The 14,550-nt window shown below is 35.6% G+C and carries 12 protein-coding genes and 1 pseudogene; 5 read left to right on the forward strand and 8 right to left on the reverse strand.

The window, feature by feature from the left end:
• The first annotated feature begins 156 nt into the window (after positions 1-156).
• The gene (locus NSS71_RS19170) at positions 157-1,035 is read left to right on the forward strand and encodes an SDR family oxidoreductase (protein WP_445668939.1); all 879 of its coding nucleotides are present in this window, start codon (positions 157-159) and stop codon (positions 1,033-1,035) included.
• A 123-nt stretch (positions 1,036-1,158) separates the two neighbouring features.
• Complete coding sequence (locus NSS71_RS19175) at positions 1,159-2,361, forward strand: AGE family epimerase/isomerase (protein WP_341151925.1); 1,203 nt, start codon at positions 1,159-1,161, stop codon at positions 2,359-2,361.
• 126 nt (positions 2,362-2,487) lie between these two features.
• On the opposite strand, the gene NSS71_RS19180 is transcribed toward NSS71_RS19175, so the two are convergent.
• Positions 2,488-3,450 (reverse strand): helix-turn-helix transcriptional regulator, encoded by a 963-nt coding sequence (locus NSS71_RS19180; RefSeq protein ID WP_341151926.1) that lies wholly within the window; start codon positions 3,448-3,450, stop codon positions 2,488-2,490.
• A gap of 109 nt (positions 3,451-3,559) precedes the next feature.
• Here NSS71_RS19180 and NSS71_RS19185 point away from each other — a divergent pair, with 109 nt between their 5' ends.
• Positions 3,560-4,039, forward strand: a complete 480-nt coding sequence (locus tag NSS71_RS19185) for a GyrI-like domain-containing protein (protein WP_095321899.1) — start codon at positions 3,560-3,562, stop codon at positions 4,037-4,039.
• Between the two features lie 21 nt (positions 4,040-4,060).
• A complete protein-coding gene (locus NSS71_RS19190) occupies positions 4,061-4,525 on the forward strand; it encodes a phage tail protein (RefSeq protein WP_095321897.1) in 465 nt (154 codons plus the stop codon).
• 171 nt (positions 4,526-4,696) lie between these two features.
• Here the strand turns inward: NSS71_RS19190 and NSS71_RS19195 are convergent, their stop codons facing one another.
• The 3 genes and pseudogenes from NSS71_RS19195 to NSS71_RS19210 form a co-directional block, all read right to left on the reverse strand.
• Complete coding sequence (locus tag NSS71_RS19195; RefSeq protein ID WP_341151927.1) at positions 4,697-5,683, reverse strand: integrase; 987 nt, start codon at positions 5,681-5,683, stop codon at positions 4,697-4,699.
• Positions 5,684-5,787: 104 nt separating this feature from the next.
• A pseudogene (locus tag NSS71_RS19205) lies at positions 5,788-7,139 on the reverse strand (nucleotide-binding domain-containing protein).
• A gap of 9 nt (positions 7,140-7,148) precedes the next feature.
• Complete coding sequence (locus tag NSS71_RS19210) at positions 7,149-7,733, reverse strand: SLATT domain-containing protein (RefSeq protein ID WP_341151930.1); 585 nt, start codon at positions 7,731-7,733, stop codon at positions 7,149-7,151.
• Positions 7,734-7,828: 95 nt separating this feature from the next.
• On the opposite strand from NSS71_RS19210, the gene NSS71_RS19215 reads away from it, so the two are divergent.
• A complete protein-coding gene (locus tag NSS71_RS19215) occupies positions 7,829-8,323 on the forward strand; it encodes a hypothetical protein (protein WP_341151931.1) in 495 nt (164 codons plus the stop codon).
• Between the two features lie 139 nt (positions 8,324-8,462).
• Here the strand turns inward: NSS71_RS19215 and NSS71_RS19220 are convergent, their stop codons facing one another.
• From NSS71_RS19220 to NSS71_RS19235, 4 genes are read right to left on the reverse strand one after another with little or no spacing between them, the layout of a single operon-like run.
• Positions 8,463-9,188, reverse strand: coding sequence for a YgjP family zinc-dependent metalloprotease (locus NSS71_RS19220; protein WP_341151932.1), 726 nt, complete (start codon positions 9,186-9,188; stop codon positions 8,463-8,465).
• Between the two features lie 14 nt (positions 9,189-9,202).
• The gene (locus tag NSS71_RS19225; RefSeq protein ID WP_341151933.1) at positions 9,203-12,310 is read right to left on the reverse strand and encodes a type I restriction endonuclease subunit R; all 3,108 of its coding nucleotides are present in this window, start codon (positions 12,308-12,310) and stop codon (positions 9,203-9,205) included.
• Positions 12,311-12,356: 46 nt separating this feature from the next.
• Complete coding sequence (locus NSS71_RS19230) at positions 12,357-13,520, reverse strand: restriction endonuclease subunit S (RefSeq protein WP_341151934.1); 1,164 nt, start codon at positions 13,518-13,520, stop codon at positions 12,357-12,359.
• 22 nt (positions 13,521-13,542) lie between these two features.
• Positions 13,543-14,547 carry a virulence RhuM family protein gene (locus tag NSS71_RS19235; protein WP_341151935.1) on the reverse strand — a complete coding sequence of 335 codons (1,005 nt, stop codon included), beginning with the start codon at positions 14,545-14,547 and terminating at the stop codon, positions 13,543-13,545.
• Positions 14,548-14,550 lie beyond the last annotated feature (3 nt).

Raw genomic sequence — 14,550 nt, forward strand, 5'->3', positions numbered from 1 at the left:
TTCTCTAGTATTCCTGATATGACAGATGGTGCTATACACTCCGCCTAGGTAAAAAGGTAAAAAAATCCACTAAGCGGTTGCATGTCAAAAAGGAGTTTAGTCTCAAGACAGGGTGGAATGTTAAATAACACATAAATAATTTAGGAGGCGTTACAATTGAGTAAATTAGACGAACAAACCATATTATCAAATGGAGTCACTCCTCAAAAACAATCCGAGCAGCCGGGGATTGAAAAGGAAATGGACCCTATCCCGATTTATGAGCTAGAAACCCATGTTGGTTCTGGAAAATTGAAAGGAAAAGTGGCCTTGATTACTGGAGGAGACAGCGGAATTGGTAAGGCAGTAGCGATTGGATATGCAAAGGAAGGCGCGGATATTGCTATCGCCTACTTAAATGAACAAGAGGATGCGGAAAATACGAAAAAGCGTATTGAGCAAGAAGGCGTAAAATGTACGCTGCATGCTGGAGATGTGGCGGATGAAGCATTTTGTAATCAACTAGTTGAAGATGTTATTCAGCAGCATGGAAAACTGAATATCCTTGTTAATAACGCAGCACGTCAGGAAGTAAAAAACAGTGTGCTAGAAATCTCTGCTGAACAATTGAAACGTACATTTGACGTAAACTTTTTTTCAATGGTGTATTTAACTAAAGCTGCCATTCCCCATTTATCAGTTGGTGATAGCTTAATCTATACCGCTTCTATTAATGCATATGTTGGCAATAAAGCGTTGATTGATTACACATCTACTAAAGGGGCTATTGTATCCTTTACTCGTTCCATTGCGCAAGAACTCTCCTCAAAAGGAATTCGAGTTAACGGTGTAGCACCTGGACCGATTTGGACACCACTTATTCCAGCAACCATGACAACCGACCTGCAAGAATCATTTGGCGTTTCTACCCCTCTTGGTCGTCCTGGTCAACCAGCAGATCTTGTAGAACCATACATCCTGCTTGCTTCTGAAGGTTCTGCCTATATGACCGGCCAATTCATCCATGTGAATGGTGGACAATATATGTCTTCTTGATTAGATAAATAAGTCATTCGGACAGCTAAAAAAATCAAGCAGTATTTTCTTCATGAAAAGGAAATACTGTCTTGATTGCTGCCATCTATTTAAGGTATCACCTAATGGAGGAGGGTTGCCAATATGGAAGGTTCAAGTTATATCCAGTCTGACCATTATCAGGATAAGGAAGAATTGAAGAAACATATATTTAAGACACTTCATTTTTATTATCCGGCCTGTATCGATGAGGAAAAGGGCGGATATATTAATGGGTTTTTAGATGATGGTACTATTTATGACACAGATACTAAACATTTAGTAGCGACTAGCCGGTATATTTATATTTTTAGTATTGGTGCGATTTTAGATGGACCAGACTGGTGTTTAGAAGCCGCACGACATGGGATCCAATTTTTGCATGAACATCATTTAGATAAACAGTATAATGGATACTACTCTGAAATGAATGGAACGGATGTAAAAGATGCTGCTAAAATGGCCTATGGTCATGCCTTTACATTATTAGCATCCTCTATCGCCTACCAAGCTGGCATAAAAGAAGCCAGAGAAGTGATGGAAAACGTCTTTAATGTGGTGGAAAATCACTTTTGGGATCCGGAACATGGATATTACAAAGACCAATGGGATGCTGCGTGGACCACTCTTTCCTCTTATAGAGGGCAAAACCCAAACATGCATATGTGTGAAGCCATGCTGACTGCATATGAAGCAACAAATGAAGAAAAATACTTAAAGAAGGCCTACCAGCTAGCAGAGGGCGTTACCCAAGAATTAGCAGACCGTGCAAGTGGAATGATTTGGGAAAACTATACACCGGACTGGCTGCCTGATTATCAATTCAATAAAAACAACACAAAAGATGAATTCCGCCCATATGGATTTATCCCTGGTCATCAATTTGAATGGAGTAAACTCTTAATGTGGCTTGACAGACATCAATCAGAACCTTGGATGCAGGAGACTGCAGAGAAATTGTTCGCAAAAGGATGGGAACAAGGTTGGGATGTAAAATATGGAGGTATTTATTTTGCCCTATCGCCAAGCTTAGAAGTCATTGATACGGATAAAAATTACTGGGTTATGTCAGAAGCAATCGCTGCCGCAGCCTTACTAGCTGCAAAAACAAAGAATCAAAAATACTGGGATTATTATAATCAGTTATTCACTTATTCCGCCCAGTATTTCATGGATCATGAACATGGTGGTTGGTATACACTGCTTAACCGGGAGAATGAAAAATATAGCAATGTAAAAACCTCACCTCCCAAAACAGATTACCACCCCGTCTCAGCCTGCTATCAATCCATACTAGCTCTGCCATAAGCCAGATGTCTAAAGAATGGCCTGGATTATGATATTAAAAAGCATCTTTTAGTGGGTTTGGCTAAAAGATGCTTTTTATAATACAGTTCAACGTAATGTATATAAATGGGGTCTAACAAGCATTGATTATGGACAGTATAGGAGTAGTCTCTTTTGTAAACCTTCCAAGATTTCTACAGGCATTTCCCTGACCTTGATATCCTCACCTAGGAATAATAGCCAACTTGTTATTTCCGTTAATTCTTCGGAATGATTAACATTAATAAAGGTCTTTAGAATGGCTGTAGTTTGGTAAGGATTCGTATAAGAAATGGACATTCTTAACGGATGGTATTTCTTATACTGTGCAATTGCCTTTGGACCAAGTTCAAGGACAAGATTGATTACTTCCTCCTGCTTACTTAGTTTTTCTAAAATCTTTTTCCTACTTAATCTATTATTGGTAGTGCATGGTTCTACATCTGTGAGATTGTCGACAGGCAAAATCCGTTTCTTCTCTTCCTTTAAATCAAAGCCTTCAATCAGCCACAGGCTTTTTTCACGATAAAGGTTCAAGAGGTAAACAGGATAGGACTTTATGACTTTCTCCTCTCTAATACTAATTAGTAAATATCTATCCATAATAAGTAATTGGATTAATTTTTCTAACATGGGATGAGGAAGATCTGACAAATCAAGCAGATCAGGATTATTCGGGTTGGTCCCTTCAAATAGCAAGATGCGATTTAAAAGAACAAGGTCATCTTGCTGGGTTTCCGAGATGAGTCCTAGTAATTTTTCAGCTAAAGACTGGCGACTCTTTAAATATGGTAGTTGTTGGTTTCTCGTGGCCATAAAGGCAATAAAAAGAGCTTTAATCTCATTATCGGTAAAACGAACAGTTGGCAGGACAGAGTTGTTCATAACAAAATATCCCCCGTCCCTTCCGACTTCTGCGACAAGTGGCATCCCCATAGCTTCAATTTCTCTGATGTCTCTAATTGCTGTCGAACGAGAGATGTTAAATTCTCTCATGATTTCAGAAATTGTAAAGTTGGCGCGGTTGTTAATATACCGCATAATGGTATTAATTCGTTCAACCTTTTTCATCCCGTCCCCCTAAACAGTATCATTTTTTGACATGGTTTAAGTTTATTATATATCTATCAAGTGAAAAGAAAAATCATTTGATTAATTTTTTAAAGAGGAAGTGTTGAATATGGCAGATTATATGCTAGAAGAAAAAGACAGCTTTATCGTTTTAGGGATTGGAACTGAACTTAAGAGTGATTACACAGACTATGCGGGCATAACAAAGGAAAAAGCGGACTTTTGGCAAGCAGTCAAACAAGAAGGAAAGCTTGACACCTTAAAAGCCATTGCCACAAATGACTATATTTTTATCGTAAACGAAGCAGTAAACAACAAGATGATGCATTATGTCGGGGTCATGACAGAGCAATCATTACCAGAAGCGGACAGAATGATTCAATTTCCTAAAGGAGAATACTTAGTAGTTAAAGGGGAAAGTAAGAGCACTGATGAATTGCAGAATATGCTTACTGGCATTGCATTTGGTCAAATCTTGCCTGAAGCTAAGAATTTCGCCTATGTTGGTGGACCAAATACAGTGGTAGAAATGGGACAGCGAAACGGCTTATTACTTGGTGAGATGTGGATTCCTGTTGTAAGGAAATAAGAAGGATATGGAGGGATAGAAATGGCCTATATCGTTGATTTTAAAAATGTGTCTACGATTGGTTTAGAATCTTCACCTATAGCAGAAGCACTTGCTGGCTTACGAGCTAACGAGGCTCGTTACTTTATGAACAAATATAAGCATGAATTTACGGTTGTACCAGCTAATGAGTCCTGTGAGACCCTAGATTATGTAAACCGAATTTTAAAAGAAGAACGTGGTATTGAATTTGCAGCTAAGCCTTTAGAAACTTCAACCTTTCAAGTAGAAAATATCAAATGGACCTACGTCTTTTATGAGGATGGTCTTGCAATTAACGTTCTGTATACAGTAGATGACCCGAAAAAGCGCGCCGTTGGTTTTAAGCTTTCAGATGGGATGGAAGTACCAAAGGAATTAGAAGGGAAATTTAAGTTTGCTAGGCAGAAATCTAAGTTAGCTGGAACAATCCGAGGCTCGTTTTTTGTTATTAAAGGCGAATATTAACGTTGGTAAAGCAGCACCCCTTAAAAATAGAGGGTGCTGTTTTTATTTTTGCTTAGCTTATTTACTTGTGGTACGGTTCTCCGTGGTGATTTAAGAGGCAAAAAAAAGCTTTGGGAAGGTCTATCCCAAGGCTGTTTTCATTTTGACTAAAATATTGTTAGCCTCTATTATTTATATATAGCTATAATATGGAATCCCAGCTATTCCTTCATTTATTAATTTATTTAACTCCTCAGATTCATAAGATTTAACCTTGTAATATCTATTTTCTAAGGTTGAAATAGAAACTCCACTCACTTTAGAGATAAGGGCCAAATCGAATCCTTTTAAAATTAATTCCACAATTACAGAGTTTCTAATAGTTTCAACAGGATAAGTAGATTTATCTTCTGATATATCAATAATATTAAATTCCCTTAATAAATTATAAAACCATGAATTCAAATCCTCTGGTCGGAATGAACTTTCATTCAAGAAATAAAATAGTCGGTCAGAATTATCCATTTTTTTATCCTTAAGCTTTTCCGTCAATTTAATATTTATGATGATCTCTTTTCTTAAACCATTTGGTATATTTATTTGCACATCATTTATAGTAAGTGTTCTATAATCTGTTGAAAAATCCGCTTTTTTTATATTACATATAATAGCTCTTTTAGCAGGTGCAATTAAGGTAAGTTTAATGAATAGCATTAATGAAACATAGCTCATATATCGTTTTCTTTTTTGACCTGATAAGTCTGCTAAAATTCTTGAAGCAAAATAATCATCTAAACAACTGATAATTTTTTTTATAACATCCTGATCAAAAAATTCTCTTTCTTTTGTTTCCTCTAAGTTAAACTTATCTGTTAAATATTTCTTATAGCCCTGATAATCATACAATTCAACAAATATATCGGTTGTCCATGCTTTACTAACAAGAAATTTATAAAATGATTTAATGCTTTCTAAATGATTTTCCATAGAACTTACCGTATTAATTTGTCCCAATTCATTGTAATAACCTATACAATCTTCTACATCATTAATATTGATTTTTGTTGGCTTATCAGCTTTATTTATCTGTTTAATAAAATGCACAAATTTATTAATATGATTTTCATAGCTTGCATCCATTTCGAGATATTCCTTGCTCCAACTCTCTATTAAAGTCATCAGCGACCCCCTATTTTCCATAAAAGTTACTTTTCTATCGTTTATCTTTTATTTCATTTTTTAAAGGAATGCACAAATACAATTAATTGCACATTCCTCAATCATCAATTAATTGTCGATATAGGAACCTTTATCCTATCCTTAGCAACGCAAACATTTTTATAAACAATATAGCATTCTACGTAATGTTCGCCTTTAAAGTTAGTAGACTCAAATTTCTTGTGTGTACCCTTGTCTCTTACAATTTGTCCTCTTATACAGTCTCTTCTAATTGCTTCCTCTCCACGATTAAGAACTTTCCAATACACTTCATAATAAAGATTATCTTCATCATCTTTAGACAATGTTTCAAATTCATTTTCAGTTATGAAAAATTCTAAGCTCTTATTTGCCTTTAACGGTAACTTATCACGTAATATGTTTCTTAGAAACTTATTTCTAAATCCATCTTGTTTTACTATACAGTCAATTTTTAGATGATAACGAATGTCAACATCAAACTTATGTTCAATAAATTCTTCTGTTTGTCGAACATTTCTACCAAATAATGCACTCTTTTCAATCACACTACTCTCTTGAATTTCTTCAGGTACAGGAAACACTTTTCCAAAAATGTCCTGTAATGTATCATATAAATCTTCGCTGTCTTCTGTCTTATCATTGATTTTTTCATATGCTTTTTGGCTTGATTAACGAACGCTCCTCCTTTGTTATAAACCTTTTGATTACTACCCAAAGCGAACCAATACTTTTGATCCTTATTTCGAGTTTTCAAATAATAGAAGAGATCCTTTAACAAAGAAAGGTAATCATCAAAAGTCGAATCTTTATAGTTATCATTTTCATCGAAGAAATTATAAACTAATGTATCTATTAATAACCCACCAAATTTAAACCCCTTTTTATTCTTCCAAGCTCTAACTAAATTACAAACATATTTATAATTCGAGTTCGTCTCGTCTATAACTTTTATACTCTCATCAATTTCTGGCATGGGGTCTGTTTTCTTCCAAGACCCCCCATTATTTGAATCGGGAAAATCATATGCCCCATCCGTTCTCTCAAAGCATGGACATACTTCAACTGTTTTGTTTATACTTTCAAAACTTACGACAACAACTTGTCCATCGCCTCTAACTATTGTTTTTGGGTAACGTTTCTTAATTTCCTGTTTAACCTTCTGCAATAGTTTCGATTGACCATTTCCCTCGTATTCGTCGTATTGTTTTTTTAGTTCCTTTGGTAGTACATAAAGCATGTCAACATCGCTAAATGTTTTTATTGCTGTATCCCTTCCTAAAGAACCTACTATATGACTGTTTTCTATCTCCTCATTATCTAAGTCTCGAAATGATTTATTTAACCTTTTGGTAATTTCCTTTACCCTTTTCGTTTCTTCTTCTATTGATTCTATTTGTAATCCATCGACAAATTCCTCAAACTTTTCTCCTAACATATAATCCCCCTATAAAACAATGATTAATAGTATGATTAACGCAATGAAACCAATTACTGCTATTCTGAAGGAAATAGGAATTTTGTCCTTCCAAGTGAATTTTTTTTGCTCATCTATCCATTCATACTGACTTTGAAAAAAAAGCTTATAATGAGCAACCCAGTCACTCAGGAATATCTGTTTTGAGATGCTTATTTGGTAGAACTCTCCCATTAACTCATTCAGTCGTATTGCTTCGTTCGATTCATTGCTAAAGCTCTCTTGTTCTGAACTTTTAGCCTGATAATAGATTTCTCGAAGTTCATTATGAATCTGTATTAACCTATTTCCAACTTCTCTATATCTATCTTTTTCACTGTTGTATTGACTAATGGTTAAAGCAATGATGCTTGCGATTATTAAAAGTAAGGAAATTTCTGTATTATACGGGAAACTTGGTTTATATATTTGCCAAATACCAATAGCAAGTGTAATAAAGGCTATTCTCCCTGGCATTTTTACAACTGTATCATAGGTCGAAAAATGCTTTTTAGCTCCATATATGACGTTATATCCATTCTCTGCAAGTTGTCGTAAAAACAAATTTTTTTCCAACTGCAAGCCCCCTTTCAAAATTTCTTTATATAATTACGAAATTAAAATAACTCATACATCTATAATATAAAAACAATTGCAAAGGAGGTGTATAGATGAACAAGGACAAATTCCAAACAACAGATAGCAAAAATCGTGTAGCCATCGTAAACGAGTTGTTAAAAAGAGAAGGTTTTGATTTGCAAAAAGTAGCGGATACACTTGAAATGAACTATTCTACCTTTACGAAACTGATGCAAGAAGACGATTATGTTTATATTAAACGGGAAAATCAGTATTATAAATTTGTTCGTGATGAAGGACAGATATCTACTATATCTAACCAAAGTGATTCCGAAATGGATTATATTAAAACGAATTTTCCCCTTTTGAAAAGCATAATAGAAAGATATAAACACAATGACGACTTCATTATTGACAAGCGTATATTCCGATCTACTTCAAAAATCTCCAGTAAAAACTTCCGTATGCCAGACGACCTCTATCAAAACTTTGTTTCTACTTGTGAAAACGACTTCCCCCACTTGAAAATCCAAGATATTATTGCCCAACTTCTTCTTGATTTCACAGACAAATACTCCAACAAATAATAATGTAAAAAAGACAAGGCAGTTCCATTATTAGCACTTGATAAAGGACTGCCATAATTACATCCTTTTCATTAAAAAAGACAGCTCTAATCCAATTAGAAACTGTCTTTCCTTCTTATCTGGTTGTTAGTTCATGTTGTTAAAGTTCTTGAACAATCTCTTCATCAAGTATAGTTTTTCGTTTTTCCCAATCAGGCATGAGAGTATACAACATGTTATAGAAGCTATCGCTATGGTCATTGTATTTAAAGTGAATGAGTTCATGGAGAACAACATAGTCAATACAATGTTTTGGAGCTTTAATTAATTCAGTATTAAGAAGTATGGTGTTCTTTTCAATTAACGCTGAACCCCATCGTGCCTTCATCAAGCGTAAATCTAAAGAAGGTTTTTCTACGCCATATTTCTGCATTAACAAGCTCATTTTATCGAGTGATTCCTGAAATATTTTCTGAGCTTTTCCCCGATACCATCCATCCATCAACTTCTCTTTCCGCTGATAGCTTTGTGGGTTTTGCACATATAAGTAAATAAACCCTCGAAAATACTTAACCATTTCTTCGTCTTCTGTTTTTTCGACACGCAAGCGGTATTGCTTCCCCAAATAGCGAAAAGACTCCCCGTTTACATACTCTCGCTCACTCTGTTTATGAGGCAATACGTCTTCGAAGGTTTTCACATTCTTTACAATCCAAGCACCTTTGCTTTTCACAAATTCATAAATAAAATCAATCGGTACTTGATCATTTGCTGATACTTGAATAGTCATATCAGGCTTAATGTTTAAATTCACATTCTTAACATTTTTACGTTCAAGCATAAAATCAATACATTTGTTACCATAGTGGATTTGATGTCTTTCCATGCTGTTCACAACCCTTAGTAACGTCGAATCGCTACCGTTTTTATTTGTTCAATTAATTTATCAATCGTATCATAATCCAGCTCAACACCATGTTCTTTAGAGAAATCATATAAAAGATCATCCAAGTCTTGTGCGATGCGATTATGGATTTGAAGATTGTTGTGCCAATCAACCTTTTGGTGCTGATTAATAATTTCATCCATCTTCAAGGCTAACTCTCCCAGAAGATTCTCCCCATAACTTGCAGGAGTTTCCTTTGTTTCAGTTAAGATATCCTTCGTAACACCGTAAAAAGCTTGAGCGTGTGGGTTTTCTTTAATAACACTCGGATAGTCTTCTCTTGACTCACCATTTCGGTAATCTTTCATAATTTCTTTCATCTTGTTCAGATATTCCGCTTCTGAAATGCGTTTATCCTTATATTCCTGAATTGCTTCTTGGATTCGTTCGGAAAATTTCTTATAGTAAGAAGGGTTTTCATCCCACTTCGCATGAACGCTCTTCGTTAAACGTGTTCTAATTGCATCCGCTTTTGCACGTTTAGATTCTAAACGCTCCAATTCCTCTTCAAATGCTTTTTCGTTTAGAATATCGACTGGATTCGTAATACGAATGACTTGCTCAGCAGAGATGTATTGATCCATAAGCTTTTGCATTTTTGCCTCATACTCTTTATGGTCAATCGTATCGGAATAACGTAATTTTACACTTTTCCGTAGCTCTTGGAAAAATTTTAAGTCCTTTTTGTATGTGGCAAGTTCTTCTGGTTGTAGTGCATTATAGATTCGTTCGGATTCCAATGCAATGCCAAGGTTACGACCAAATTGACTCAATATGTTATAAAAGACTTCTCGTTTTTCTTCGTCTTCTAACAACACCTCATACTCTTCGACATCTTGTTTGTTTTTAATAGAAGAGAAGAGTTGTATTAAGTCAGAATGGTGCTGTCTAAGTGAACCAATTACACTAATAACATCGTGGATTGCACCTTGTAAATCTGTTGGATCGAAATTTTCTAAGCCTGCTCCTGAATACATCTCCAAGGCTTCATCTAACTTAGATAACAGCCCACGATAATCAATAATTAAGCCATAATCTTTTCCTTCGTATAAACGATTCACCCTGGCAATAGCTTGCAATAGGGTATGTTCCTTCATTGGTTTATCAATATATAAAATCGACGCACGAGGGGCATCAAAACCTGTTAGTAGTTTATCGACTACTATAAGTAAATCAATATCATCGCCATGAATAAACTCATCTTTTATAGCATCTTCATAGTCTTCTGCTGTCGAATAACGATTCATCATTCGTTGCCAGAACCGTTGGATTTTATCATTTGATTCTTCATCAATTGATTCATGACCTTCTCGTTGATCGGGTGGAGAGATGACAACAGCACAGTTTAAATCTCCAAGTTCTTCAAACGCTTCTAAATATCGAATGGCTTCCATCTTACTATTTGTGGCAAGCATCGCTTTAAACTGGGAACCTTGCGTCTTATAATTTCGATAAAAATGCTCGTTAATATCAAAAGCAATCATACTAATGCGTTGATCAGATGAAGCAATTCTTTCGAAATGACTCCATTTTTTCATTACTTCGTCTTTCTGCTTATCATTCAGATGACGGGTAATCATCGACAATCGGTTATCTATCGCTGTTTTGTTAACTGTTTGATCGACCATTTTCCCTTCATACAGCAAAGGGACAATCGCCCGATCTTTTACTCCATCGGCAATCGTGTACTTATGGATGAGCTTGCCGAACTTAATCATCGTACTTTTCTCTTTTTTCATTAAAGGCGTTCCTGTAAAACCGAGATAACATGCATTTGGGAATACCTTTTTCATTTTAATATGCAATTCCCCATACTGGGTGCGGTGCGACTCATCGACAAGCACAAAGATGTCCCTTGATTCAATTGGCTTTTGTTTCGTAGAAGCCGTATCGAACTTATGGACTAATGTCGTGACGATATCAGCATTTCCGTCATTAATAAGCGAAACTAAATGACTGCCAGATGTTGCTCTACTTGCTTTTAACCTTGTATGATTAAACGTTTTGTGAATTTGTTTATCCAGTTCCACACGATCTGTAACAACAACAATTTGTGGATGGTAGTCATTTAACTCTGATAAAATATAACGGGCAAGCATCACCATTGTGAGCGATTTACCACTACCTTGCGTGTGCCAGATGACCCCGCTCTGTCGATTACCGTTTTCATCCCGCCCTTGGATTGTTTTCAATATCTCTTTAATCGCAAAATATTGCTGATATCGAGTCACCTTTTTTATATCTTTATCAAACAGTGTAAAGAAACAAGTCAATTCAAGAAGACGTTCTGGGTGAAACAAGGAAATTATGTTTTTGTCTTGCATCGTTGGCAATCGCTTTGCAACGGTTTGATCTAACCAATAATCTAACCATGCTTCATGTTCTTCTTTCCACACTGACCAAAATTTCTTCGGTGTTCCACAGGTTGCATACTTCGTTTCATTTTTATTCGTTGCCATGACCATCTGCACATACTTAAACAGTTGAGGAACGTAGTTATTTTTCTGATTACGAATCATTTGACTGATTCCTTGTTCCATTGAAATCGAAGCCTTTTTACATTCAATAACTGCAAAGGGTATACCATTTACAAATAACACAATATCTGGGCGAACCGTACTTCTGCCGTCTACACGCTCGACAGAAAACTCCTCTACGATATGAAAGACATTGTTCTCAACATTTTCCCAATCAATAAATTGAATGGTGAACGACTTCTTCGAACCATCGGGCAGAAATTCAGTGTAAGTTCTGCCCAACATCAATGTTTCATAAATACTTTCATTTGCTTTCACAAGCCCGTTTGTTAGTGGCTCATCCAAATCACGTATCGCTTGTTCAATATTTGTATCACTGAACTTATACGTGACACCTTTATACTGATAGGAGTTTAACTCTTTCAGTTTCGTTTCCAATACCGTTTTCAGCAAAACACTATAGAGATTGTCACGCATTGCCTCAGCTCGTTCAGCCTCTATGTACTCATAACCTAAGCCTTGCAATACCTCGATAGCAGGTTGTTGACTAATGTAACGTTCATCATAACTTAGCGGAATAGACATTTTTCCACCTCCATCGGTAAGAATAACGGATAAGGAGCAAAGGAAATTACACCTTTACTCGGACTTTCCCTGTTAGAAGAAGTTGCATGAGGCCTTGTTTTTGTTTTCTGTATGTCTCTAATTCTTTCTCTAACAAATAAATTTCTTTATCACTACATTCTAAAATTTTTGATTGTTTTTGTTGTTCCTCAAGTGATGGGAGTTTAATTGTTAACTTGTATAATTCCTTAGGTTGGATGCGTTTAGAACCTGTTCCACTTGAGATATTTTCTAAGTTCGTATAGAAGCTTTCTCTTGAAAAATAATAATAGAACCAGAGACCATCTACACCTTCTTTAAAATCAAAACAGGGTATATCAGATGAAGATTGGAATCCATTTAACTCTTTTGGAATCAATCCAAATGCCCCTTTATGTAGATTCTGTTTCCCATAAATAAATTGGCCTTCTTTTCTGATATATTGTGTAGTTGCTCCCTCTATTTCTACAGTAGATGTTTCTCTTTTACAAACACCTTTCAAATTTAATCGCACAGTAATCCTTTTATCTAATTGCGGATTTTTTGCAATTACCTTGCTTTCTTCTAATAGTTCCCCGATTTTTTTCTTTTCCCATTTGGCACTAAACCCAGGCAATCTCACTTCACCCATCAATAACTTCTGCATTAACCCTTTTTTCTGTTCTTTTTTCTGCTCGATTAGCTTTTCTTTTAGCTCAATTGCCTTGTCCCAAGTGGAAAGGATGGAGGCGATTTTTTGTTGTTCTATAAATGGTGGAATTCCCACAATCATTTCCTTTAGTTCATTACTACTTAAATTTGGGAAAGTAGAACCCGCAGTCTTTTGTAACAACTGATTTACTTTATAGTTCAATGTGTAATAAATAAAACTTGTTTCGGCTTTTTCTTTTTTAGCTCTAACAGAAGCTACTCCTCGACCAATGCAATATTCACCATCAGCTATATTCATCCGACCTGTTGAACTTCCTCTTACACACAATAATATATCTCCAGTTTTACAAAGTTTTGTAGGTTTTGTTGTCCATTGTTTTACAACTGGGTATTTATTCGTAAATTCTGTTGGACCATTGATTAAACCAATTCCATCCTTGGTATCATTATATGAACTTCCTGGAGGAGACTGTCCCATAGTAATGTTAGCAATGTCACTAAGGTTACCATCATTCCATTTGTGTTGCTTTAATGCTTTCATTAATTTTCACCTATTGTCCTTTCTATTTTTCACTGTCCAACTGCTTCCTTTGCTCCAAAAATTCATCAAAATCATCTCTTTTTGGTTCAGCTAATCGCTGTTGATGGAAGACTTCATATTGTTCATTTGCAAATTGCTCTGCTACTTTTGCTCTAATTCTCCCAGCGTTAGTTAAAATTTCATGCTCATTGAACTCTAAAAATGCATCTAACTTTTCTGCCCAGTCCTTCATGTACATTGGCTTTTTCCTTTTTGCTTGAGTTTCTGCGTAGTCTAAGTACATTGTCACGATACGGTTTAAATCACTTAATTCTTCTTGTGTTAAATAGTTTTTTGCAACAACGGCATCTTGTTTACGTACTTTGTCGCCTTTCCAGCTTGTTAACCCCATATTGGGTTTGGAAGCGTCTGCTCGCTTCATAATTAATTCGGAAGCTGTATGCCCATGAATGGCAAAGTGTAGCTTATTCTGAACGGTTGCAAAGAACTCTCTTGCAATTGGTGTACTTGGATTGTAATCAATGGATGTTGCATAAATATCTGTAATTTTGTGATAAAATCGTCTTTCAGAAGCACGAATATCACGTATACGTTCAAGTAATTCATCAAAATAATCTGCACCAATGTTACGCATTTCTTTTAGTCGTTCATCATCCATCGTAAATCCTTTTACCATATATTCATTCAATCGCTCTGTTGCCCATTGACGAAATTGTGTTCCACGATGCGAACGTACACGATAGCCTACCGCAATAATAACCTCAAGGTTGTAAAAAGTTACTTCTCGTTCTACTTCCCGAGAACCCTCAACTTGAACTATTCGGTTTTTCCGAATAGTTGCTTCCTCTTTTAATTCGCCTTCAGCATAAATATTCTTTATATGTTCATTAATAGTTGGAACACCCTTTTGAAACAGCTCCGCCATTGTCTTTTGTGTCATCCAGACTGTCTCTCCTTCTAAACGTACCTGGATTTTTGTATCACCATTTTCAGTTTGATACATTAGAAAGCCTGTATTAGTTTCCATCTC

The organism is Niallia sp. FSL W8-0951, assembly GCF_038006525.1.
Taxonomy (GTDB): Bacteria; Bacillota; Bacilli; order Bacillales; family Cytobacillaceae; genus Niallia; species Niallia circulans.